Raw genomic sequence first — 25,616 nt, 5'->3', positions numbered from 1 at the left:
TAAAAATCGAATACATATTTTATGGCGAGTAATAAAATACAGGATAAAATTGATGCTGCCTTACTGGAAGACCGTAAGGTATTTCTTTGGGGTATGGTTGATGATAAATCGGCTAAGCACGTAATCGACCGTCTGCTCTACCTTGATTCTCTCAACAACGACGAGATCAAACTGATCATAAACAGCCCCGGAGGCTATGTGACATCAGGCTTCGCGATTCACGACACCATGAAGTCCCTGAAAAGCCCTGTGTCTACGATTTGCACCGGACTGGCCGCTTCAATGGGATCTATTTTACTTTCAGCCGGGGAAAAGGGAAAGCGTTTCGTCTACCCGTACGCCCGGGTCATGATTCACCAACCCAGTGGTGGTGCTCAGGGACAGGCTTCCAATATAGAGATCCAGGCTAAGGAAATCATCAAGACCAAAGAAATTGGTGCCAGGATACTGGCCGAGAATTGCGGACAGACTTTTGAAAAGATCATGAAAGACTTTAACCGTGATTACTGGATGAATGCCGAGGAGTCTGTTGAATACGGAATCGTTGACGGTATACTGAAATAAACTTCTTCCAACAGAAAATCAGAATGAATGGTGAGGTCTTCGGGCTTCACCATTTTTTGTAATAGGCACGTACGGTTTCTTCGGCCGGTTTGTTCTGAATGGTAAACCGGTTGTCGTGAATACCTCCTGCCCCTTCATGTTCCGGAAACCATTTCCAAAGAAACCCTCCGGCAAACCAGTCTTCTTCCCAGAATACCTCAAAAACCGCCTGCAGTGCATTTTGTTGAGCGGTCATATTGATCTTTCCTTCTATCCGGTCAGAACGCCAGGGCTCCCTGGCCGCCTGGTCGATACTGCGGTACCCGTATTCTGTGAACAGAACAGGTTTCTGATGTTTTTCTGAAAGTGCCTCCAGCTCATTTTTAACCTCCTGCCAACTATCGGCCAGTACCCCTGCAGAAGGTGTTCGATCTTCCGACAGGGGAAAATAGGCGTCAACACCAATGAAATCGAGATCATCCCAAAATGGAATATCGGCATACCGGTCCCAGTTGGCTGCATAGGTGATCTTGTTAGGAAAAACAGCACGAACCTTCGCGATGAGCTCCCGAAAGAAAACCGGCCTGTTGGCGATGAAGCGGAACAATTCAGTACCGATACAGAATATCTCAACGTTCAGTTCTGCGGAAAGTCGTGCATGATCGAGTATAAATGCCTGGTACTGCTCTTCAAAAAGCTTCCATTGCGCTTCATTGCTCATCCCCAGATCTCCTGTAAACTGTCCGCCCCCGATCCATATTTGCGGTTTGATCATAACCGCGATACCCTCTTTGTGAAGCAAGCTGACATACTGCCGCACCCCATCTGCACGTTCTCCGAACCACTGTCTCTCATTATTGTAAAATAATTCGGGTTGCCCCTCCCCTCTCACAAATCCGAACGGCATGATGGCCGCGTAATTCCCGTGCAATTCCTTTACCAGGCGCACCTGGGTCTTACTGGTGGGTTTACGCCCGGCCACATAGCTCACCCCGTTGATCTTTTCACCTTCATGCAAAACGGTATCACAACCCGGCAACATTGAAGAAACAAGCAGAAAAACAGCCATTGCCCGGCCGGTAAAAAAAGAGGGAATTCTCATAAAGATTTTTCAGCTGTTTAAATTACCTCTAAATTAGATATTTCTTATAAGTTTCCTTACTGTAAAACGACAGAATATACACTGACCAAACGCCGACATGAAGCATATTGTAATAATTGGGAACGGGATATCAGGTGTAACAGCTGCCCGCCACATCAGAAAGCAAAAAGACTACCGCATTACCCTGATATCGTCAGAATCGCAATACTTTTTCTCCCGAACAGCCCTGATGTACATCTACATGGGGCATATGACCTACGAAAACACCAAGCCCTATGAAGATTGGTTCTGGAAGAAAAACCGTTTGGAACTTCTGTTTGCCCATGTTGAAAAGGTAGATACCGACACCAAAACACTGCACCTCGATACCGGTGACAATGTTACCTACGACCGGCTGATCATTGCCTGTGGCTCCAAACCCAACAGATTCGGATGGCCCGGTCAGGACCTCGAAGGCGTTCAGGGGCTTTATTCCAAGCAGGACCTTGAGATGCTGGAGAGAAATGCGCCTAATAACAAGCAGTGCCCCCATGCCGTAATAATAGGTGGTGGTCTCATCGGTATAGAATTGGCCGAAATGCTCTCGACCCGTAAGATCCCTGTAACCTTTCTCGTAAGAGAAAAGAACTTCTGGGGCAATATCCTGCCGCCGGAAGATGCCGCCCTTATCGAAGAGCATATCAGGGAACACCATATCGATCTGCGTTTGTCAACCGAATTAAAAGAAATAGAAGCCGATGAGAACGGCCGCTGCCGGGCGGTGATCACCAATACCGGAGAACGCATAGAATGCCAGCTGGTCGGTCTTACAGCCGGGGTTAGTCCGAATATCGATTTTCTGAAAGACAGCAAGATCGAATTGGGCAGGGGCGTAAAGGTTAACCGCTATCTGGAAACCAATATTGCTGATGTATTCGCCATCGGTGACTGTGCCGAACAGACAGAAACCAGCGGGAAGCGACGACCGATTGAGGCCGTATGGTACACGGGCAGAATGATGGGAGAAGTTGTGGCACAGACCATTTGCGGAAGGCGCACCCCATACCAGCCGGGACACTGGTTCAATTCAGCCAAATTTTTTGATATCGAATACCAGACCTATGGATGGGTCTGGCCGGAACCTTCAGAAAACGAAAAACAACTTTTCTGGAAGCATCCTTCAGGTAAAAAGGCCATCAGGCTGGCCTACGACAAGAACACCAAACACCTTTTAGGGCTGAATTCATTCGGGATACGTATCAGGCATGAGGTGATCGACCAATGGCTTACTGAAAAACGAAAGTTATCTTACGTAATAGAGAATTTTAAAGAAGCCCTATTTGAACCCGAGTTCTTCGGCACGTATAAAGAAGATCTCAGAATGATAAAAAATCAATTTGCAACGGTATGAGCGAATATAAGATAGATCACAATATGGCCCTCACGGGCGAACCTCCAAAATCTCTTGACACCTGGCAAAAACTGGCAGTCCTTATCGGGATGAGCGGTCTGGGCATTCTTTTGCTGGCCACCTTAAACATAAACTTCCCTGATAAAACCCTCTGGCTTACGATTTCCTTATCGGCCCTGGCAACAGGAATATTGCTGTTCTCCTACCGGGAATATCAAGGAAAATCGAAAGGGATCAAAAACGACGGGGTCTGGTTCAAATCGATCTCTTCGCGCGGACTATGGGCATGGCTCTCGGGTATCGCCCTGACCGGCTTTTATATCGTGCTCTATTTCTTTCCTCAGTACCTGGGCCTGAATCCTGACGGAGAGAATACCGGTGTCATCTCTCTTTTTGACCCCCTCAGTAAAGTCTTAAGCGGAAATCCGGCCAGCCAGTGGTTCGTTTACGGAGTACTGTATACCATAGCCATTCTGGCCTTCGGAATAAAGTTTCTATATAAATACAGGCACAATCGGTATGAACGCCTGCGTACCTTCAGCGTCATGTTCTTTCAGACAGCCTTCGCCTTCCTGATTCCGGAGCTGATGCTACGCCTGAACAACCCTGATCTCCCCTACTACGACCTGAAAAATATCTGGCCCCTGAATTATTACAACTTCGAACAATACCGGGTGGATCAATTTATCTCAGCGGGAACCATCGGAATAGCGCTGCTTATTTTCGGAGTCCTTTCCATCCTGGTCATCACCCCTATACTTACTTACAAGTATGGAAAGAGATGGTATTGTTCCTGGGTTTGTGGTTGTGGAGGTCTGGCCGAGACCGCCGGGGATCCCTTTCGCCATCTTTCAGACAAAAGCCTTTTTGCCTGGAGAGTGGAACGCTGGGTAGTACACAGTGTGCTGGTTTTCGTAGTACTCATGACTACCGCGGTAATCTATACCTACCTGGGTTACGATGCCGACAAATACTGGTTAAACCGCGAGTTCTTCCTGATTTCAGTGGCCTCAGGACTTACAATCCTGTTCGCCCTCATCTGGTATTTCAAAAAAGATGAACTTGAAAAAGATGCAAAATATGGCGCGGTAACCTACCTGGCCATCATTCTGGGATTGATCGTCATTCACTACCTGAGCGGGTCTAACGTTTTTCTTTTCCAGGCAGAGACCCTGAGGAGCACCTATGCCTTTCTTATCGGAGCTATCTTTTCGGGGGTGATAGGAACCGGATTCTATCCCATTTTCGGAAACAGGGTCTGGTGCCGGTTCGGTTGTCCGATGGCTGCGATCTTAGGAATACAACAACGCCTGTTCTCAAGGTTTAGAATTACCACCAACGGAGGTCAGTGTATTTCCTGCGGAAATTGCAGCACCTATTGTGAAATGGGAATCGATGTAAGGGCATACGCCCAAAAAGGACAAAACATTATAAGAGCTTCTTGCGTGGGATGCGGGATCTGCTCAGCGGTTTGTCCTCGCGGGGTGTTGAAGCTGGAAAACGGAAGCAGGGATAACCGTATTAATTCAGATGGCGTACTTTTGGGCAATGATGTAGATCTGCTCGATCACATCAGAGATTATGACCCCACACGGAGCCCGCGCAAAGAATAAGCTCCGGAAAGAATACCGCTACCAGATGAAATACATTGATGTGATCATCCCCGCCTTTAACGAGGGGGATTCCATAGGAAAAGTAATTAACGATATACCTTCGCTTGTCAGAGAGGTGATCGTGGTGAACAACAACTCTACCGACCATACCCGTGAAGCAGCAGAAAAGGCAGGTGCCACCGTGCTTGACGAAAAAAGAAAGGGCTACGGTCACGCCTGCCTGAAAGGAATGGCCTATATCGAAAAGAAAGAGGTCGCACCTGATATCATCGTTTTTCTCGACGGAGATTATTCTGATTACCCGGAGGAACTCATCAGGGTGATCGAACCCATTTCAGAAAGAGATTTTGACATGGTCATCGGTGCCCGCCAGGCAGAACTGAGAGAAGAAGGATCTATGACCCCCCAGCAGGTTTTCGGAAACTGGCTGGCAACATCACTGATGAAGCTTTTTTTTAAGGCAGAATTCACAGATCTGGGGCCGTTTAGGGCAATTAAATACAAAAAGCTGTTAGCTTTGCAGATGGAAGATAAAACCTATGGGTGGACCGTAGAAATGCAATTGAAAGCACTCAGGCAGAACCTTCGGTATACCGAGGTACCTGTGAAGTATCGCAATCGCATTGGCACATCAAAGGTTTCAGGCACCGTCAAAGGCAGCATTATGGCCGGAGTGAAGATACTGGGATGGATTTTTAAATACAGTGTAAAATGAACGTTGAATCGGTAATAGCCTATATCATCATTGGAGTCTACAGCATCGCGCTGTTACTGATCCTTCTGTACAGCCTGGCGCAACTCAACCTGTTGTTTAACTACCTTCGTGCCCGTAAGGAATTTCAGAATCAGGAACCCCCTGAAGATTTCGACCCTGCCAAAGCTCCACCGGTAACCATTCAGCTCCCCATTTATAACGAAGAATATGTCGTGGAGCGGCTGCTGGAGAACATCGCCAAAATGGAATATCCGCGTGATCTCCTGGAAATACAGGTTTTAGATGACTCTACCGATGATTCGATCAACAAGACCGGAAAAAAGATCGCAGCGCTGCAACAGGATGGTCTTGACATCAAACATATCAGACGGGATAATCGAACGGGCTTTAAAGCCGGTGCTCTTAAAGAAGGCCTGAAGGAAGCAAAAGGAGAATTCATCGCCATCTTCGATGCCGATTTTTTGCCGGATCCACAATGGCTGAAGAAAACAGTACCCTTCTTCAACGATGCTGAAATCGGGGTGGTTCAAACCCGATGGGGGCACCTCAACCGTGATTACTCACTCCTGACCCAGGTTCAGGCCTTTGCACTTGATGCCCATTTTACGATCGAGCAATCAGGAAGAAACGCAAGCGGCCATTTCATTAATTTTAACGGGACGGCCGGTATATGGCGTAAAACCTGCATCATTGATGCCGGAAACTGGGAGGGTGATACCCTTACCGAAGACCTGGATCTAAGCTACCGGGCTCAGTTGAAGAAATGGAAGTTCAAGTATCTTGAAAACGTGGAAACCCCGGCCGAGTTGCCGGTGGTGATCAGTGCCGCGAGGTCTCAGCAATTCAGGTGGAACAAAGGAGGGGCGGAGAATTTTAAAAAGAGCTTTTTGCAACTGCTGAAAGCAAAAGATCTTCCCCTTAAAACAAAAATTCACGGAATACTCCATCTGCTTAACAGCAGCATGTTTTTGTGTGCCTTCATCGTTTCGGTACTCAGTATTCCTATCCTGTATATAAAGAATATGATCCCCGAACTCGAATGGCTTTTTACCATCTTCAGTTTTTTCCTGATCAGTACAGTTATACTTTTTACCTGCTATTGGTTTACTTTTAAAAACATTCAGGGTGGAGGGCCGGAAAAATTCCTGAACTACGTCAGACTCTTTTTTACATTTTTCGCAATCGCCCTCGGGTTTTCCCTGCACAACAGCCGGGCAGTGATCGAAGGACATGTAGGTAAGAAGAGTGAATTTATACGAACGCCAAAGTTCAATATTCGCAACCTGAAAGACAGCTGGAAGGGCAACCGTTACATCAACGGGAAGATCACAGCAGATGTGATCATGGAAGGCCTGATGGCCCTCTACTTCCTCTTCGGCATGTACAGTGCATTCACCCTTGACGATTACGGCCTGTTCCCTTTTCATGGAATGCTGGTATTTGGCTTCGGGTTCATCATGTATAACTCTATCAGCAGTAAGGTCTGATGCAGGCTGATACCCGGTCTTTAGGCAAAGCTTTATTACTGACAGCCGCTATGGCTGTTCTTTACTTCTTTCTGGCTTACCAAACAGAACGAACCGAATTCTGGAAGCTGATCGGCATAGTGGCCTCATTATTCCTGTTGACTTTTTGGTTGCTCAGAATCGCTAACAAACGTGATCGCAATCTGCTCCTTGGCACAGGCATACTTTTCAGGCTTATTTTTATAGTGGCCATCCCGGCCCTTTCACAGGATTATTTCAGATTCATCTGGGATGGACTTTTACTCATGCAGGGTATTAATCCGTATCTTTTTACACCTGAAATGCTGATGGAAATACCGGGGTTTCCCTCAGAACTTACAAGGGAACTCTATCAGGGTATGGGAAGCCTGAGCGCATCTCATTATTCGAATTATCCACCCTTGAACCAACTGTTCTTCAGGCTGGCTGCCGGGATGAACGATATAACGGGAAGCCTGATCATCATGCGACTAATGCTGTTGGGAGGTGACTTGCTGGTACTGGTATATGGCAGAAAGTTACTGCGTGCACTTCATCTGTCGCCGAACTATATCTGGTGGTACTTTCTAAATCCCTTTATCATTTTGGAATGTTCAGGTAACCTGCATTTCGAAGGAGTAATGGCCGCATTTCTTATTATGGCCCTCTATTTTCTGAACAATAAGAAATACCTGCTTTCTGCTGTTCTGCTGGGAATGTCGGTAAGTGTAAAATTACTACCCCTGATGTTCCTGCCATTGATACTATGGCACCTGATTTCAGCAGAAGGAAGAACAGAGATCAGGAGTTGGCTCAAAGCAACTTCATACGCTCTGACCACTTTACTGATCTCCCTGGGCGGGTTTATCCCTTTTTTGAGTGAAGAACTGATTAAAAACTACGGTGAAACCCTGGACCTCTGGTTTCATAAATTCGAATTCAACGCCAGCATCTATTACCTGATCAGAGAAGTGGGCTACCTGCGTAAGGGCTATAATATTATCGAAACGGTAGGTGACATCCTGCCATTGCTCATCATCGCAGCCATCCTGCTGCTAACTTTTGTGAATAAGAATTCAGATATAAGAGATTTGATAAGAAACATGATGTGGGCGGCCACCATCTACCTGATTTTGTCAACCACGGTTCATCCGTGGTACCTTGTCACTCCCCTGGTGCTGAGCCTTTTCACCTCCTACCGTTATATGGTCATCTGGAGTGCCCTCGTATTCCTTAGTTATTACGCCTACAATCAACCTTCCTACCGGGAGTCAGCCCTGCTGCTGTGGTTTGAATATGTACCGGTGGTATCGTTGATACTTTGGGAGATCTTCAGAAAACCCCTGGCTAAAGCATCTTCAAATTGATGATCTCCTGTCTGTTCAGCACTCGCCATGTTCCGCGGGGAATATCCTTTTTGGTCAGATCAGCAAAAACCACACGGTCGAATTTAATGATCTCATAGCCCAGCTCCTGGAACAGTTTTTTGATCGTACTGTGCTTCCCGCTGCTTACCTTGATACCCACTTCTCTTTTAGAGGAGTCATCTACATAAGAAATGTCGTCGACCGGCACCTCATGACCACCGATCCTGATTCCTTTTTCGATCTTTTTAAGATCTTCATGTTTCAGGTTACGGTCTAAAGCCAGGTGATAAATTCGTTTTACCCTGCTCTTAGGATCGCTAAGCTTCTGCGCCAGTTTCACATCGTTGGTAAAAAGTATCAACCCTGTGGTATTTCGTTCCAGCCGGTCAACAGGCTGAATCTTACCTTTGGCGGCTTTCCCCAACAGGTTCATCACCGTTTGTTTTTCCATATTGGAACTCGGGGTAGAACTGAAGCCTTTGGGTTTGTTGAGCAATATGTATTCAGGCTTATCGGGATTGATCAGCTTTCCGTCAAAACGAACCTCATCATCGAGTTTGACCTTGTATCCCAATTCAGTAACAGGCTTACCATTCACGGTCACATTTCCTGAAGCGATATAAATATCTGCATCTCTTCTGGAACAGATTCCGCTGTTGGAAATGTACTTGTTGAGTCGCATCTCATCCGGTGCCAGTTGGGCCGATTTTTGTACGCCATGTGACTTTACGGGTGAATTCCCGCGGGCATAGCTACCCTTCCGGGCTTTTCCGCCCTGCCTTCCGGAAAACTTTTTCCCGTTACCGCCCTGACGACCTGATTGTTTTCCCTTTTTAGATGGATCTTGCCTGCTCATAGTATCAATTTACAGGCACAAAGATAATTGAATCTTAAGGATTTAAGACGGTTGCGGTCATTATTCATTCGAGGCATTTATACCAGGTCTCAAAATCTGCTGACTACAAGGTCGATATCGATCAGTAGTATACTGAAAACCCCCGCTACGATGATACCTTTAAGGATGTTATGCAGTATGAGGTATTGTTTTTTTTCTCCCGAACGCCACAGCAGGACCAGGAAGATCGCCAGCGCGATCATACAACCATAGAAGTAATAATACATCTGACCTATCTCAAATCCGGAGACCAGTAGATAGGCACAAAGGATGGTGAGCACTCCCAACAGGGTGATGATCTGCTTCGATATCTTTTCTCCCTTAATTATGGGTATGGTATGGTAATCGTAAACCATATCTCCCCTGAGATTCTCGAGGTCTTTTACCATTTCCCGGATCAGGATGATCAGGAAAAGAAAGATCGCATGCATGAAGATAACAGGTTCCAGGTTACGATAATAAACGAATACAGCGAAAAAGGGAGTGATCGCCAGAAGAGCCGAAGTGATATTGCCGATAACGGGCAAACGCTTTAGCTTATGAGAATAGAACCAGATGCCGAAAATGTAAAGAGAAAAGAAGATCACGGCACGAAAGGATACGTAACTGGCAAAAATGACAGAGATGAAATTAAGCACAAAATAGGTGGTGAGCTTGAATCGCTGACTCACCTGCCGGTCCAGAATAGTTTTTGTCGGCCGGTTGATCAGATCTTTTTCGTCATCATAGAAAGAATTAATAATATATCCGGAGGCGATGGCCACGGCTGAAGCGGCAACGATCGCAAAAAGGTTCGGATCAAAAATAACTTCGCGAAGCGGGAGGTCAGGTGAAAGTATGTAAATGCTGGCAAGATACTGGGCTATAACAATGACCAGTACGTTATAACCTCTGACCACTGAAAACAGACTGAACAATTTTAGCAGGTAGAGCTTCTGTTTGCGCTTCAGCATGCTTTAGAAGTTATAAACCACTTCCAGCTTATAATCTTTCAGGGCTTTGCGGGCTTTATCGATATCTTCGGTGAATCCCAGAATATAACCACCTCCCCCTGAACCACAGAGTTTCAGGTAATAATCGTTGGTCTCTATCCCGTGTTTCCAGAGGTTATGGAACTGAGCCGGAATCATCGGCTTAAAATGATCGAAGACCACATTGGAAAGTTTCTTAATATTCGAGAAGAGTGACTTGACGTCGCCCTGAAGAAAATCATCAACACAGGCATCGGTATGTTTTATGAACTGATCTTTGATCATATTTCTGAACCCTTCCTGCTTCATATTCTCCATAAATATCTGTACCATGGGCGCTGTTTCGCCGGTTACACCGCTATCTAAAAGAAACACGGCTCCTTTCCCGTTTTCGGTCTGGGAAGGAATACCGGTTGGCTCTATGTGATCTTTTGACTTGATCAGTATTGGAAGACTCAGATAGGAGTTTAACGGGTCCAGACCTGAAGATTTCCCGTGGAAGAACGACTCCATGGCCCCGAATATGGTTTTAAGAGTGATCAGTTTATCCCGGGTAAGGTTTTCAAGAACGGTGATCTTTTCAAAGGCATATTTATCATAAATGGCCGCTACGAGTGCTCCGCTGCTTCCCACACCATATCCCTGCGGAATACTGCTGTCGAAATACATCCCTCTGTGAATATCTTCTCTCAGACTTTTGAGATCGAAACGCACCAGGTCAGGCTGATCCTGCTGAAGCTGCTCGAGATAATCGGCAAAGCGAAGAAGGGCCTTGTTCGAATTCCGGGCATTCTCATCACTCAGGTCATCGACCTTTAGTGCTCCTTTGTAAAAGTTATAGGGAATGGAAAGACCCTTTGAGTCTTTAATAATACCATACTCACCAAAAAGCAGGATTTTCGAATAAAAAAGCGGACCTTTCATATGCAATTTTTATAGACTTAAGTCTTCGTAAAACTCAAGGCCAGGCTGTTTAATTACCTTACAAGGTAAATGAAATTTACAATTTTTTTGCTCCAAAACCAATTCGGTCGCAAATATACTGTCTGTTCTCACAATATGCAACGAGTTCTGCCTCAATAAATTTCAGGATTTCATCCTTATTATCAGCAGGATATAAAAGATGTACGTTGGCTCCGGCATCCAATGTAAACCCAAGGGGGGTTCCGGTCTCTCTGCGGTATTCCCACACCTTGTTTATTACCTCCAGCGTGGCGGGCTGCATTAGAATAAAATAGGGGTCAGATGTCATCATCATGGCATGCAGGGTAAGAGCCTCACGCTCCATCAGAAAGATAAAGGCTTCGAGGTCACCGGTCGCCAAAAGCGGTTTTAATTCCGCAATATGCCGGTGTGCCTGTGAAAATCGTTCTGCCGCAAATGGATGCCCGTGCATCAGCTGGTGTCCTGCCGTACTGCTCATCTTCTTACTTCCCTTATCGATCAGCAGGATGGTATCCTGGTAATCCTTAAAAATATCGTGCAGGGGCTCTGTATAACGGAGCCCAAAAAGATCAGAGCTTCCTTTGATATCCCGATGTTCTCCCCAGCTCATCAAGGGTCCTTCAATGCTGCGACAGGCACTGCCCGACCCCAGTCTTGCCAAAAAGGAGGCCTTTCTGTTAAAGTGCTCTTCGGTCATCTCTGATATCTGTCTCTCCAGGTGTGTAAGACAGAGCGCCAGGGCACTCATCCCGCTTGCCGAAGAGGCGATCCCGCTACTGTGCGGAAAGGTATTACTGCTATTTATGGTCAGATGAAATGATTCGATAAAGGGCTGGTAGGGCCTGATACGATCGAAGAATTGTTCAAGTTTGGGCCTGAAGGAGGCCTTCTCTTTACCTTCAAAGAAGAAATCGAACGACACCCCTCCTGCTTTCTTCGGCTCCCAGCTCATTCGGGTTTCGGTAAGGCTTTTATCCAGTGTGAAACTCAGGGAAGGATTAGCCGGTATCTGCCCTTCCTTTTTACCCCAGTATTTCACTATGGCAATATTACTGGGCGCCTGCCAGGTGACTTCACCCGACCCGGCTTCAAAATTATAGGGAGCAGGGATAAAATCGTTCGCAATCATAACATAGGTTTATGCAAATATAATTTTAAAGTTTTAAGGGGTCAGATATCTGCTGAAAATATGAATTGTTAAATATTTGTTTATTTTAGGGCAGATTTCCAGCTATTATGTCAAAAACGCTAACCAGGGTTTTCATAGCCGTTGCCATTTGCCTTTTCGTGGGATTTCTTTCAGGTTTTGCCACCCAGAGTTCGGTGGAAACCTGGTACACCACCCTTGAAAAGCCGGTGTTCAATCCGCCCAACTGGATCTTTGGTCCGGTGTGGACCGTGCTCTATATCCTCATGGGAGTAGCGGCCGGCCTGGTCTGGGCCAGGGGATTCTACCATAAATGGGTCAAAACAGCGCTCTATCACTTTGGCTTTCAGCTATTGTTAAATGCTCTTTGGTCTATCGTGTTCTTTGGATTTCAGCAAATCTTTGCTGCTTTGCTGGTCATTATTGCCCTCCTGGTGCTGATCGGCTTTACCATAAAATGGTTCAGTATCGTAAGTAACAAAGCCGCCTGGTTAATGGTTCCTTATTTTCTTTGGGTGGCCTTCGCAACAGTGCTGAACCTGCGTATCTGGATGCTTAACTGATCACTTATTTTAACCGAAAGAGGCAGCTATTGCCCTGGCGGCAATATAGGCTCCGGTCCAGGCGTTCTGGAAGTTAAACCCGCCGGTTATCGCATCTATATTGAGAATTTCTCCTGCAAAATATAATCCGGGTAATTTTCTGCTTCCGAAAGTTCGAAAGTCAACTTCCTTCAGACTAACTCCCCCTGCTGTTACAAACTCTTCCTTGAAGGTACTTTTCCCCCGGATATCGAAATGAGAGCTGGTAAGCACTTCTGATAAACGCAGCATGTCATCCTTTTTAAGATCGCCCCAACGGGTGGTAAGGTCGATTTCCGCATACGATAACAGGGCCAGCCATAAACGTCTGGGCAATTCAGCAAACCGCGTATTACCCACGTTTTTCTTTCCCGATGTTTTACGTATTTCTTCAAATTGCTTTTCAACCTCCTCGCGTTCAGAACCGGGTATCCAATTTATCTTCAAGGCGAACTCATAATTCAGTTCATTCAGTGTACGGGCTCCCCAGGCCGAGAGACGAAGTACTCCGGGACCACTGAAACCCCAGTGAGTGATCAGCAAAGGACCCTCTGATTCGAGCGTGGTTCCTTCAACCTTCAATCCGACCTCAGTACTGACTCCTGCCAGATTGCTGATCACCTCCGACTTACAGTTAAAGGTGAACAATGAAGGCACCGGCGGTATTATGGAATGGCCCAATTCATGAAGCAGATCCCAGACCTTAGAATTGCTGCCTGTTGCCAGCAAAAGTCTTTGAGCTGTATAGCTGTTTTTCCTGGTTTCTATGTTCCAGGTATGGTCTGATGTTGGATAAAATCGCTGAACGGGATCAGCGGTAATGAGGTGAATGCCCAGTCTGCGTGCCTCGCCTGTTAAACAATCGATTATGCTTGCTGAAGAATCAGAGACAGGAAACATCCGCCCGTCGTCTTCCGTTTTGAGAGGAACATTCAGTTCTTCAAAAAATTGAACGGTATCTCCGCTGCAATACTGATGAAAAGGTCCCAAAAGCTCCTTTTCACCTCGAGGATAATTGGTTGTAAGTACAGCGGGCACAAATTCAGCATGGGTCACGTTACAGCGCCCCCCTCCTGAAATACGAACTTTATTTAAGACATCTTTACCCCGCTCAAGTATAGCAATGCGCAAACCTGAGTTCCTTCTGGCAATATGTATAGCAGCAAAAAACCCGGCAGCACCGCCGCCGACTATCACTACCTGGTAGTCATTCATTCGTTTGATTACATGGCGGGCATCAGCACCTCTTCAGCTACCCTGTCAGGATAATCAGAGATGATGCCGTCAACCCCGTAAGCCTTCATCCTTTCGATCTCGGCCTGCTCGTTGACGGTCCAGGTAAATACCTTGAAACCTTCACCTTTTATAGCCTCCACATTTTCAGCTGTAAGTGTGCTGTGATCGGGGTGGATGGAATATGCGTTTAATTCTTTTGCCACCTCAAGGGCTCCCATAGGATCTTCTTCGGTAAGCACCCCGATGGCAATGTCCGGGTTCAGCTCTCTCAGCTTGCGTAGCTCATCCCACTTAAAACTGCTGATCACAAAATCGCTTAACTGCCAGCCGTTATTTTCGACATAATAAGTAACAATATGATTGACCTTTTCTGCTGTATCATCTCCCTTCAGCTCAATATTCAGCCGGGCTTTCTTATCGATCGCCTTCAGCACGTCTTGCAACATCGGGATCTGATGTTCATCGGCCACTCTGAGCTGCCGAAGCATAAAGAAACTTTTATCTTCAAGGTATCCCTCTCCATTTGTCAATCTTTCCAGCTTTTCATCGTGAAACACGACAATCTCTCCACTGGAACACTTAAACACATCGATCTCGATCATATCAACTCCAAGATCAAGGGCTCTTTCGATCGAGGCAATGGTATTTTCAGGGGCATAACCCATGGCTCCCCGATGACCCACAACAAGCGGTTTTGTCATTTCCGTACAGGATATTAGTAATACAATGGTTAAAAGTCCGGCAAAAATTTTATTCATGATTTTGAGTTGCTTAGCGAGGCAAAAATAAATCGAAAGATCGAATTAGCAAGCTGTCATATCTTTAAAAAATCGATAAGTTTTTACGAGAAATTTTAATACTAATATTTTTACTATATTCGTAATCAAGTTCCTGAGTAATCAGGATTAAGATTTTCCTGACTAAATACCAACCAACCGGAAAGCGGGAAACTCCCCTGGGATTAACCCGCTTTTTAGTTTTCAAAGTTTCAGTATCAATGACTCGAGTGGCTCGAGTTTTACTTCAAGGCTTCCCCGGCCATTTTCTACCTGTAAAGTCAATTCTCTTTTACCATATAACTGATCGGTCACGGCATGGGTGCCATCACTGAGACTCCACTGACTGACGAGTTCCTCGGGAATCTTCAGGGTAAAGTTTTTACCCTGGTCAGCATTAAAATTACTGATGATGACCAACCTGTCATCTCCGTCGTAACGGGCATAGCTCAACACCTTATCATCATACCCGGCAGTCCCTTCCTCCAGATTAAACAAATGAAGGTCTTTATAAGATCCTGTCAGTGCATCACTCTCCACAGTAAAATTCAATAAACGCTTATAAAAGTCTCTCAGCTGCTTTTCCTCCTCAGACAATTGCCCTCCGTCAAACTTCTTGTTGTTCATCCACCGCTGATGATGTGGAACCCCGATATAATCAAAGATCGAAGTTCTGCTTGGATCGCCGAAGCCGGCATCTTCCGCTCCGGGCTCACCCACTTCCTGCCCGAAATAGACCATGGTTGGGGAACTGCTAATGGTTGCTGAAACCACCATAGCTGGTTTTCCCTTTTGTGCATCTCCGGCAAACTCCGGACTGGCAATACGCTGCTCATCATGATTTTCAAGGAAATGCAGCATGTGATGTTCGATATCTTTCAGCCCATCCTGTATGGGAGGAATATTCCTGGTGAGTCCGTGCCCCTGCATCACATGCTTAAGAGTATCATATAACTCCACCTTGTCATAGAGGTAATCCATCTTCCCCTTGCGAATGTAATCACGATACAAAGAAGGATTATAGACCTCTGCAAGCAGCAAAGCATCAGGATTCTTCATTTTGATATGAGAGTTAAGATAACTCCAGAATTCTACCGGTACCATTTCGGCCATATCGAAGCGAAACCCGTCCACTCCCTTATCGACCCAGTAAAGAGCGATATCCCTGAACTTCTTCCATGAATCGGGAACGTTCTTATCCTGCCAAAATGCATAATGATCTTTATAGTCGTTGTCAGCGTAACCAGACGGGAGACTGTCAAATTCGCGAACTCCGTCAGGAGTAACCCCATAGTTAATTTTCACTGTCTCATACCAGTCATTCATATCGGGTTGCGCATCACGGGCTCCGTTCCCCGTCCACTTAGCCGGGTTTTCTTCGAACCGGCCATCGGCCAAAGGATGATTCTCTCCTCCGAGGGGCTGGTAATCGTTTCGCCATTCGGGTACCTGAAAAGCTTTGCCGGGAATATAATAGAAGTTATTATTTCTGTGATAAGCGACCGAGGTATCATCTCCGGCACCAAAGTCTTGCACTCCTTCCGGATTTGTCAAACCTTCATAATCTCTCGCTACGTGGTTGGGCACAATATCGATGAGCAGTTTGAGCCCGTTGGCATGCGTTCGATCGATGAGCGCTTCAAACTCTTCCAGTCTCTTTGAAGGATCCTCTGCCAGGTCGGGGTTCACATTGTAATAGTCTTTAACAGCATAAGGAGACCCTGCCCTTCCTTTTACCACATCAGGATCATCAATAGATATTCCATACTCGGTATAATCAGTGATTACAGCGTGATGCGGCACCCCTGTATACCATATGTGAGTCACACCGAGATCCCTGATCTCTTTCAATGCAGTATCGGTAAAATCAGAAAATTTACCCACACCGTTTTCCTCGATGGTACCCCAGGGCTTATTCGTGGTATTCGTATTCCCAAATAACCTGGTAAATACCTGGTATATCACCTTTTTCCCTTCCTTGGTTTCCATCTCGTTTCGGTTTTGTTCAACTTTTTTTTCTTCACCTGTATTGCAGGCAGGCAGACTCAGGCCTAAAATCAATACAACTGTATAAATATACGCTCTTCTCATACTTAATTCTTTACGATGATTTCATAGTCCATTGGGCCGACCTCCGCCTGGCTGCCAAAAGCATTTCCGGTCCAGGCCTTCTCCCCTTTATTGAATATGACGATCACCTCATTGTTAAAATATTTGCGTTTAAGCAGGAGGACTTTCTCTTCGGGAACGGCCACCTGGGTCGAACCGTAAAGAAGAGCCATATTACTTCTCCTCATCCGTGTGAGCTCTGAAACCTTTTCAAGCAGTGCCGCCTGCCTGGCCGTGAGGCCTTCAAATTTCATCTGCCTCCGGTTATCCGGGTCGTTTCCTCCCGGCACTCCGTATTCATCTCCGTAATATATACAAGGCACTCCTGGTATACTGAGGTTAAAAGCATGCAGCATTTCGAGATTTTTATAGGCAGCAGAATCACTTACTATGATATCTCTGGTCCAGCCGGCGACCTTGGCATCTTCATCGAACCTTACATCGCCTGAGGCATAACTTAAAAATCGTGCCCTGTCCTGGTTCCCGGTAATATTTCCCATCAGGTGATGACTGCCATAGTACTCCAGACCCTGTTTTAATCCATCGGCCAGGGGACCAAAAGATGCATCTTTACGCGCAAAGGCACTTACTGAAGCATCGTACAGGTTGAAATCGAATTGTGCATCGAGCATCCCTGTATGTATATAGCTTCTTATCAGATCATAACTCCCGTAGGTCTCCCCGATCTGATAAACCGGCCTGTTTACACGAGAACGCACTTTCTCGGTCAGGGTTCTCCAGAAAGACTCCTGTATGTGTTTTGTGGCATCGTGTCTGAAGCCGTCAAGTTCGAAATTTTCAACCCAATACAGGGCTGAATCGGTCATTTTTTCGACCACCTCAGGCTTTGAAAAATCAAGGGTCGGAAGATGGGTATCAAACCAGGTGGTCAGGCGATGATCGTCCCATCGTTCTGTGTTCAGGCTGCCGTCTGGCAGGTAAAGATCTGTAGCCCATTCGGGGTTTTTGCGGTATAACGGGTGTTCCTTATGCACGTGGTTGGCAACATAATCCAGCACCACATTCATTTCCTTTTGGTGAGCCGCATCTATGAGATTACTGAAAACCGCCGAATCCCCGAATCGCACATCGATATCGGTATTTGATATGGGCCAGTAACCATGATATCCGGAAAAGCGGGTGTATGGTTCTTTCCATAGGCCATAGGCGCCATAAGGATTTTGTGTTATGGGAGAAAGCCAGATGGTGTTCACTCCCAGGGAATCAAAGTAACCCTCATTGATAACATCATACACTCCCTTAAGGTCACCACCAAAATAATTAGCAATGGGAAGTATGGTATCATTCTGAACTTTTTGAGTATTTGCCCGGTTTCCGTCTCTGAAGCGGTCGACCATGAGAAAATACATGATCATAGTATGAAAGTCTGACCGGTTCAGCCTTGCTGCATCGGTTACTACTTCCCCGTCATGAAGCGGTATCAGAAGATCATTGGTACGTCCCTGATCTCCGTAAGGATAAATTCTTATAAAGTGTCTTCCTTCCAGCTGAAGATCGGGAAGACGCAGGTGAAATACCGAATCAGATTTCCTGGAAACCACATCATCAAGCAGGGTGTTATCCAGGTATACCTTCATAGCAAGATCCCCGACAGATGAATTCAGACTAATGTTCTTCCCTTCAAGCCTTGAAGTAAAAACAAAGTGTTTTTTATTTTGATCTCCCACCCGAAGCACTGAGTTCTGTCCGCCCATGCCATTGCTAACAATAGCGGAGTTTCCGGGATCTGTCATCTCTCGTCCGTCTGCCACCATCAGATACTGATGGTCTCCCGGATAAAAAGTGGCGGTGTAGGTCCATATGCCATTTTCGTACTGCATCACCGAGCGTTCGGCTACCCAGCCATTGAAGGCTCCCTTGATCATAACTGAACCATATTGCTTTTCAGGATCTTCAAGAGCGAAGGTTACCTCCTCAGCTGTTGGTTTAAACACAGGGATATCTACCGGCTTACCTCCGTTGGCATACACCCTCAGGTTGGTAACCGCATCCATTTCTTCGACTGGCTCGATGAATAATTGAGCTGTTTCCGCGTTGTAGTCCATCTCTAACTGTTCATTTCCAGCTACCGAATCGATCACGTCTGATTCCAGAAAATAGTCTGACAACAAAATGGTGTTCTTACCCGGATCGAGATAGACCGGGGTAGCAAGAGGGGCGATCACCTCGGTAAGAGCGATGGCACTTCCCGGCTCTTCGCAGGAGCTCAGGGTCGCCAGCAGAAATGCGCCAAACAATCCAAAGACATGGCTTTTTCCTATTCGAATTTTATAAATCATGTGGGGTTATTTTATCTCTATGATCATGGGTGTTTTTCCCGAAACTTCCAATGTCTTTTCAAGTTTGACCTGTTTACCTTGCAGGATATCATAGCCGGAGATTTCGTCCTTCAGCATTTCAGAGAACCGCCGGAGGTCGATAGTCTGAACTTCCTCGCTATTATTTAACACCACCATCACAAGGTTAGTGTCGTCGTGCCTGAAATAGACATAGGTCTCATTGGCAGGAACGAAGTGTGTCGTTTCTCCCCTGTGAATAACCTCAGCATTCTTTCTCCAGTTGAACAACTGAGACGAAAAATCATAGTATTGTTTCTGTTGCTTGGTGCGGCCTTCAGCTTTAAAGGCGCTTACTTTATCACCGGACCAACCTCCCGGGAAGTCCCTTCTGATATCTCCATCTCCTTTTTGCTTGTCTCCCTGCATGCCGATCTCTGATCCATAGTAGATCTGGGGAATACCCCTGACGGTTGCGATCAGGGTCATGATCAGGCGGTAATCCCTGAAATCGCGGTATAACTCGTTGATGCGCGGAGTATCATGGTTTTCGGCAAATACCATGATGTTATCGATATCAGGATACAGAAAGTCATTCACGAAATTCTCATAAATAGTGATCATTCCCTTATTCCAGCCCGGGTTCTCCTCCCGAAAGGCCTCCATCACCCCATTGTGAAGTGTGAAGTCCATAACCGAAGGAAGATGAGAATTAAAACTCTGAATTGCACCGAGTTCACTGTCTTTTTGCCAGTAGGCGATCTGAGCCTGGTCATGCATCCATACTTCCCCGACGATGTTAAAATTGGGATACTCCTTCATGACAGCATTGGTCCATTCGGCCATTGCCTTTTTATTTCCGTAGGAATACGTATCTACCCTGAACCCATCCAGGTCAGCATATTCAATCCACCAAATGGCATTCTGAATCAGGTAATTCAACACCAGGGGATTTTCCTGATTGAGATCAGGCATAGAGCGTACGAACCAGCCATCTTCGTTGTACCGGGTATCGATAGCCGAGGCATTGGGGTCCATCTGGGTGGTCATGCGATAATTGGTCTGCCCATAACCCGGGAACTGATGAATCCAGTCATAAGCAGGCAGATCCTGAATCATCCAGTGCTCCAGTCCCCAGTGGTTGGTTACGTAATCCATGATCAACTTCATCTCCCGCTTATGCAGCTCTGAAGCAAGTCTCTTGTAATCTTCATTGGTTCCGTAACGCGGATCGATGCGGTAGACGTCGCTCTGGGCATAGGTATGATACGAGTATCGTTCATCGTCATCCTCGCAGAGGGGAGTGCTCCAGATAGCTGTAGCTCCCAGATTTTCGATATAGTCGAGATTTTGTATGATTCCCTCTATATCTCCACCATGACGGCCTCCGTCAAATGAACGGTCTGCCTTCTCCTTCAACGCAGGATGACTGTCGTTCTCCGGGTTCCCGTTTGCAAAGCGGTCAGGCATTAATAGATAGATAAGGTCTGAAGAATCGAACCCTTGCCTCAGCCCACTTGCTTCACGCCTTGATCTTAACTCGTAATCCACGGTTTCGGTAGTTCCGTCTGATGCGGTCAATACCAACTCATAGCTCCCGGCTGAAAGATCACCGGTATCTACAGTAACGAAAAGGTAGTTCTGGTTTTCGGTTTTCAGCACATTAAGAACAGGAAGATCTTCAGAGCTTACCGATTTTTGTGCGATCGCATCACCATAAAGCATCAGCTGAACCTTATCATGATTCATATCTTCCCACCAGAAAGGAGGTTCCACCCTTTCCACCTGTGCCCGTAATAGCGCACTGAAAAGCAGCAAGGGCAGAACAATTTTATAACTCATTTAATTGTAGACTTAGGGTTTGAAAATCATCATACTTTTTGAGCAGTTTCCTTAGAGACCTTCATTTCCCTTCCGTTCACCGAAACTTCTATAGGATCTCCGCTTTCCACCTTAACGCTGGTCTCTTTCTGACTCACCTCCACCTTTAGCACGGTACCTCTGAAATTAAGCTTAAAGGAATAAGCCTTCCACTGTTTCGGAATACGCGTATGAAGCGTAGGTTTCCCTTCTCGAATACGCAGGCCACCGAAACCTTCAACGATACTCATCCAGGTTCCTGCCATAGAGGTGATATGAAGTCCTTCGTGCACCTCTTTGTTATAATCGTCAAGGTCAAGGCGTGAGGTTCTCAGGTAGAACGTATACGCCTGTTCCATACGGTCAAGAACGGCTGCCTGTATGCTGTGCACACACGGCGAAAGCGATGACTCATGAACGGTGAACGGCTCGTAGAAATCGTAATGCTTCTCCAGTTCGTCTTTGGTAAAGTGATCCTCAAAGAAATAGAATCCCTGCAGGGTATCGGCCTGTTTGATGTAAGGCGATCTTAAAATGCGGTCCCATGACCAATGCTGATTAATGGGGCGCTGAGACTGATCAAGATTCTCAACCGTGATCATTTCCTTATCGAGAAAACCGTCCTGCTGAAGGTATACCCCATGCTCTTCCGAATAAGGGAAGTACATGTTTTCGGCCACATTCATCCAACCGTTCACTTCCTCGTTATTAAGGTTGGTCTTTTTGGTGATGCGATTGAAATCGTCAGGATACTCGTCTTTTATCTTTTTGAGATTCTTCGCTGCGAATTCAATACACCACTTAGCGATGTAGTTGGTATACCAGTTATTGTTGATGTTATTTTCATACTCATTCGGACCGGTAACCCCAAGAATGACATACTTTTCTTTTTGGGCCGAGTAATTCGCTCGTTGATGCCAGAATCTTGCGATCCCGATTAGCACTTCCAGCCCCATTTCAGGCACATAACTGTAATCACCGGTGTACCTCACGTAATTATAAATGGCAAATGCGATCGCCCCGTTTCTGTGGATCTCCTCGAAGGTGATCTCCCATTCGTTATGACACTCTTCCCCGTTCATGGTTACCATGGGATAAAGAGCTGCTCCGTTCTTGAAACCTAATTTTTCAGCGTTTTCGATGGCCTTCTGAAGATGGTTATAACGGTATTTCAAAAGATTTCTGGCCACCTGCTGATCTTTGGTTGCCATATAGAACGGAATACAATAGGCTTCGGTGTCCCAATAGGTACTTCCTCCGTATTTTTCACCGGTAAATCCTTTAGGCCCTATATTCAGACGGGCATCTCTACCTGTATATGTCTGGTTGAGCTGAAAGATATTAAAGCGAATACCCTGCTGGGCTTTCACATCACCTTCGATGGAAATATCTGCCATCTCCCAGATTCCTGCCCATTGGGCTTTCTGATCTTCAAGCATCGTTTCATAGCCTTTCGACATGGCCTTGTCGAGCACACTTTGCGAAGCGCTTAAAAGATCTTCCTTTTTATGATTTAATGAGGTGACATAACCCGCCATCTTCACGATCGATGCGGTTTCTCCCTCAGCGGTTTTTACGGCAAACAGCTGTCCGCTCTTAAATGCGTCTTTATGCAGGCCGGGCTCGATTTCCAGTGACTGATCGTTCTTAAAGACACGGGCCTTCATACCCGTGCAAACGTGAAATTCGGTTTTCATGGTCTTTGATACCACATAGGCGTGATCGGCAGCCGCTTCGGTTTCATATACATCCCAGAACTTATCATCCCAGTTGGAATCTTCGTTCTTGATACCCCCGTCTACATAAGGATTGAACTCTATAACGGCATCCATATTGACAGGAGTCACATCATACCTGATCACTCCCACCTCATCCATTTCCAGACTCAGGAAGCGACGCGCCCTGACTTTTACCCTGGCTCCGTTCTGAAGGGTTGCCACAAAGCTTCTTTCATGCCACCCTTCTTTCATATTGAGCTCACGTCTGAAATCATCAACCTTCTTACAGTTGTTCAGATCAAGCTCTTCTCCGTTCACCTTCACGTTGATTCCGATCCAGTTGGGAGCATTCAGTACTTTTGCAAAATATTCAGGATAGCCGTTTTTCCACCAGCCCACACGGGTCTTATCGGGGTAATACACCCCGCCGATGTAACTCCCCTGGAAGGTCGGACCGGTGTAGGTCTCTTCAAAATTAGCACGCTGGCCCATGGCCCCGTTACCCATACTAAATAAACTTTCAGAAGATTTTACTCTCCCTGCTTCGAATCCTTCTTCGATCAACGACCATTCATTCGGCACTATATAATCCTGATTCATTTTGCTTTGTTTTCAAGGTTTTCAATAAAATTAACACTCATTTCCTTCAGGTCGGGAAATACGAAATCGGCATGGCCCAGCACCTGCTGATCCCCGATACCAATAGCGATCATTCCTGCGCGTTTTGCCGCAGTCACTCCGGCTGAAGAATCTTCGAACACCACGCAGTTTTCAGGAGCCACCTGTATGGCCTCAGCCGCTACCAGGAACACTTCAGGATCCGGTTTGGCTTTACTCACACTGTTCCCGTCAACAATGGCATCGAACATTTCGTACATTCCTGTTTTTTTAAGTATACGAGGGGCATTTTTACTGGCAGATCCCAGGGCAATGGGGTAGCCTTTGGCTTTCAGATCAGCGATAAGATCATAAACACCGGGAAGAATATCGTCTGTGGTCATCTTATCGACGTAAGACAGATAGTCTTCATTTTTTTCTGCGGTCATTTTGCGGAATTGTTCATCTTCGATGGTAGTTCCCGCCCATGACAATATTTTTTTCAGCGAATCAATACGACTCACTCCTTTCAGTTCTTCATTCTTCTCTTCGGTAAGTTCATAGCCCAATTCTTCTGCCGTCTTACTCCAGGCCAGAAAATGAAATCGGGCCGTATCTACTATAACCCCGTCAAGGTCAAAAATTAATCCTTTCATATAAATATACTAATCTTCTATAACAACATTATCTTCATCATCAACCCTTAATGACAAAAGGCCGGCAATGATCATACTTACACCCCCGATCAGGAGTGCATAAATAGGCTTATTATCAAAAAACACGTTCACCATAAATCCTAAGATAGACGCAGCAACCAATTGCGGAATTACGATAAAGAAGTTAAACACCCCCATGTAATACCCCATCTTATCTGCAGGCAAGGCGCCCGAAAGCATGGCATAAGGCACCGACAATATACTTGCCCATGCAATACCAACAGCGATCATGGGCAACCATTCAAGATTCATGGCGGTAGGCTCGGTAACAAAATAAATCGACATCAGTCCCACACCCCCTATGGCCAGTGCCAGGAAATGAGTAAACCTGCGACTGCTGCGTTTCGCAATGACCGGTAACAAAAAGGCTACGGCAGCAGCGATGATATTGTAATTGGCAAACATTTCACCAACCTGATTGGCTCCGGTATTAAAAGCCTCTGAGGTCGTATCCACGGTCTTATAGATATGTTCAGTAACCGCAGGTGTGGTATAGATCCACATTGAAAAAAGCGCGAACCAGGAGAAGAACTGCACCCATGCCAATTGCTTCATCACCTTTGGCATGAACTGAAAATCATTCATAATGGTAATAAAACCATTATCATATTTCCCTTTCTGTTGAAGCCATCCCGAAATGATCAGTGCGAGTCCGCCCAGGGCGATAAGCCCAAGAGAAAGCACATAAAGATCTTTTTTCAGATCAAAATAACTGATACACCATGTAAAAGAAAGACCAATAATCATGGCGATCAACCCGATCAGGCTGTGTCGCTTCCCGTTTTCCCGAAACCATGATGCAGATTTTTCCTCCTTTTCATACCCTTCCTTATCATCATCTTCGAAAGCCTGCAATTCTTCAGGGCTATATTCTTTAGAAGTGAAAACAGTCCATAATACGGTAAGCAGAAAAGCACCACCTCCAATATAGAAGGAATATTTCACTGAATCGGGGATCACCCCTTCAGGAGCGGTATTGGCCACCCCCATATTCGTTAATATATTAGGAAGTTTCGATGCGATATAGGCTCCAATCCCTATAAAAAAGCTTTGCATGGCAAAGCCCATGGTGCGTTGCCGGTCGGGCAGATTATCACCCACAAAAGCCCTGAAAGGCTCCATGGAGACATTAATGGAGGCATCCATTACCCATAACATTCCTGCGGCGAACCATAAATAAGGTGAATTGGGCATGATGAGTAAAGCTGCAGAGGCCAGTATGGCTCCTGCCAGGAAATAAGGTCTTCGTCTTCCGAGGCGGGTCCAGGTACGGTCGCTGAAATACCCTATGATCGGCTGAACGATCAAACCGGTCAGAGGCGCTGCCACCCAGAGTATGGGTATATCATCTATCTTGGCCCCAAGGGTTTGAAAGATTCGGCTAACATTGGCATTTTGGAGGGCAAATCCCATCTGGATCCCCAGGAATCCGAAACTCATATTCCAGATTTCCCAGAAACTTAAGGTACGCTTTTTCATTATCGTAATTAATTAGAACACAGTACGATAAGCGTCTACACTTATCAAAACTTATAAACAGGTGAGAAGTGATGC

General features: G+C 46.0%; 20 protein-coding genes. 7 read left to right on the top strand and 13 right to left on the bottom strand.

The window, feature by feature from the left end:
- Nucleotides 1-21: 21 nt before the first annotated feature.
- On the top strand, nt 22-564 hold the full coding sequence (locus K7R10_RS13255) for a ClpP family protease (RefSeq protein WP_224485201.1): 543 nt from the start codon (nt 22-24) through the stop codon (nt 562-564).
- 46 nt (nt 565-610) lie between these two features.
- Here K7R10_RS13255 and K7R10_RS13250 read toward each other — a convergent pair whose 3' ends face one another.
- Nucleotides 611-1,645, bottom strand: a complete 1,035-nt coding sequence (locus tag K7R10_RS13250) for a glycoside hydrolase family 113 (protein WP_224485200.1) — start codon at nt 1,643-1,645, stop codon at nt 611-613.
- A 97-nt stretch (nt 1,646-1,742) separates the two neighbouring features.
- On the opposite strand from K7R10_RS13250, the gene K7R10_RS13245 reads away from it, so the two are divergent.
- Genes K7R10_RS13245 through K7R10_RS13225 form a run of 5 tightly spaced genes read left to right on the top strand, consistent with a single transcriptional unit; the run spans nt 1,743 to nt 8,214 of the window.
- Entirely contained in the window at nt 1,743-3,035 is a 1,293-nt protein-coding gene (locus K7R10_RS13245) for an NAD(P)/FAD-dependent oxidoreductase (protein ID WP_224485199.1), read from the top strand.
- On the top strand, nt 3,032-4,648 hold the full coding sequence (locus tag K7R10_RS13240; RefSeq protein ID WP_224485198.1) for a 4Fe-4S binding protein: 1,617 nt from the start codon (nt 3,032-3,034) through the stop codon (nt 4,646-4,648). Before K7R10_RS13245 ends, K7R10_RS13240 begins: the two co-directional genes overlap by 4 nt.
- 25 nt (nt 4,649-4,673) lie before the next feature.
- Complete coding sequence (locus K7R10_RS13235) at nt 4,674-5,363, top strand: glycosyltransferase family 2 protein (RefSeq protein ID WP_224485282.1); 690 nt, start codon at nt 4,674-4,676, stop codon at nt 5,361-5,363.
- A complete protein-coding gene (locus K7R10_RS13230) occupies nt 5,360-6,850 on the top strand; it encodes a cellulose synthase family protein (RefSeq protein WP_224485197.1) in 1,491 nt (496 codons plus the stop codon). Before K7R10_RS13235 ends, K7R10_RS13230 begins: the two co-directional genes overlap by 4 nt.
- Nucleotides 6,851-6,900: 50 nt before the next feature.
- The gene (locus K7R10_RS13225) at nt 6,901-8,214 is read left to right on the top strand and encodes an MptA/MptB family glycosyltransferase (RefSeq protein WP_224485196.1); all 1,314 of its coding nucleotides are present in this window, start codon (nt 6,901-6,903) and stop codon (nt 8,212-8,214) included.
- Here K7R10_RS13225 and K7R10_RS13220 read toward each other — a convergent pair.
- From K7R10_RS13220 to K7R10_RS13205, 4 genes are all read right to left on the bottom strand, one after another.
- The gene (locus K7R10_RS13220) at nt 8,195-9,070 is read right to left on the bottom strand and encodes a pseudouridine synthase (protein ID WP_224485195.1); all 876 of its coding nucleotides are present in this window, start codon (nt 9,068-9,070) and stop codon (nt 8,195-8,197) included. The genes K7R10_RS13225 and K7R10_RS13220 overlap by 20 nt on opposite strands.
- A gap of 89 nt (nt 9,071-9,159) precedes the next feature.
- The gene (locus tag K7R10_RS13215) at nt 9,160-10,062 is read right to left on the bottom strand and encodes a geranylgeranylglycerol-phosphate geranylgeranyltransferase (protein WP_224485194.1); all 903 of its coding nucleotides are present in this window, start codon (nt 10,060-10,062) and stop codon (nt 9,160-9,162) included.
- A 3-nt stretch (nt 10,063-10,065) separates the two neighbouring features.
- Nucleotides 10,066-11,004, bottom strand: a complete 939-nt coding sequence (locus tag K7R10_RS13210) for a mevalonate kinase family protein (protein ID WP_224485193.1) — start codon at nt 11,002-11,004, stop codon at nt 10,066-10,068.
- A 76-nt stretch (nt 11,005-11,080) separates the two neighbouring features.
- Nucleotides 11,081-12,154, bottom strand: a complete 1,074-nt coding sequence (locus tag K7R10_RS13205; RefSeq protein ID WP_224485192.1) for a diphosphomevalonate decarboxylase — start codon at nt 12,152-12,154, stop codon at nt 11,081-11,083.
- A gap of 107 nt (nt 12,155-12,261) precedes the next feature.
- Between K7R10_RS13205 and K7R10_RS13200 the strand changes: the two genes are divergently transcribed.
- Nucleotides 12,262-12,735: a TspO/MBR family protein gene (locus K7R10_RS13200; RefSeq protein WP_224485191.1), complete on the top strand. Its 474-nt coding sequence runs from the start codon at nt 12,262-12,264 to the stop codon at nt 12,733-12,735.
- A 9-nt stretch (nt 12,736-12,744) separates the two neighbouring features.
- Here the strand turns inward: K7R10_RS13200 and K7R10_RS13195 are convergent, their stop codons facing one another.
- The 8 genes from K7R10_RS13195 to K7R10_RS13160 form a co-directional block, all read right to left on the bottom strand.
- A complete protein-coding gene (locus tag K7R10_RS13195) occupies nt 12,745-13,968 on the bottom strand; it encodes a BaiN/RdsA family NAD(P)/FAD-dependent oxidoreductase (protein WP_224485190.1) in 1,224 nt (407 codons plus the stop codon).
- Between the two features lie 8 nt (nt 13,969-13,976).
- On the bottom strand, nt 13,977-14,747 hold the full coding sequence (locus tag K7R10_RS13190; RefSeq protein WP_224485189.1) for a glycerophosphodiester phosphodiesterase: 771 nt from the start codon (nt 14,745-14,747) through the stop codon (nt 13,977-13,979).
- 222 nt (nt 14,748-14,969) lie between these two features.
- On the bottom strand, nt 14,970-16,856 hold the full coding sequence (locus K7R10_RS13185; protein ID WP_224485188.1) for an alpha-amylase family glycosyl hydrolase: 1,887 nt from the start codon (nt 16,854-16,856) through the stop codon (nt 14,970-14,972).
- 2 nt (nt 16,857-16,858) lie between these two features.
- Nucleotides 16,859-19,174, bottom strand: a complete 2,316-nt coding sequence (locus K7R10_RS13180) for an alpha-amylase family glycosyl hydrolase (protein ID WP_224485187.1) — start codon at nt 19,172-19,174, stop codon at nt 16,859-16,861.
- A 6-nt stretch (nt 19,175-19,180) separates the two neighbouring features.
- Nucleotides 19,181-21,013 (bottom strand): glycoside hydrolase family 13 protein, encoded by a 1,833-nt coding sequence (locus K7R10_RS13175; RefSeq protein ID WP_224485186.1) that lies wholly within the window; start codon nt 21,011-21,013, stop codon nt 19,181-19,183.
- A gap of 29 nt (nt 21,014-21,042) precedes the next feature.
- Nucleotides 21,043-23,349 (bottom strand): maltose phosphorylase MdxK, encoded by a 2,307-nt coding sequence (gene mdxK / locus K7R10_RS13170; protein WP_224485185.1) that lies wholly within the window; start codon nt 23,347-23,349, stop codon nt 21,043-21,045.
- Complete coding sequence (gene pgmB / locus K7R10_RS13165; protein WP_224485184.1) at nt 23,346-24,002, bottom strand: beta-phosphoglucomutase; 657 nt, start codon at nt 24,000-24,002, stop codon at nt 23,346-23,348. The genes mdxK and pgmB overlap by 4 nt, the downstream gene beginning before the upstream one ends.
- Nucleotides 24,003-24,011: 9 nt before the next feature.
- A complete protein-coding gene (locus tag K7R10_RS13160) occupies nt 24,012-25,541 on the bottom strand; it encodes an MFS transporter (RefSeq protein WP_224485183.1) in 1,530 nt (509 codons plus the stop codon).
- Between the last annotated feature and the right edge of the window lie 75 nt (nt 25,542-25,616).

This window comes from Robertkochia aurantiaca, assembly GCF_020166495.1.
Classification (GTDB): domain Bacteria; phylum Bacteroidota; class Bacteroidia; order Flavobacteriales; family Flavobacteriaceae; genus Robertkochia; species Robertkochia aurantiaca.
The sequence above is the reverse complement of the archived record's forward strand: the minus strand, read 5'-3'. Positions and strand labels throughout refer to the sequence as shown.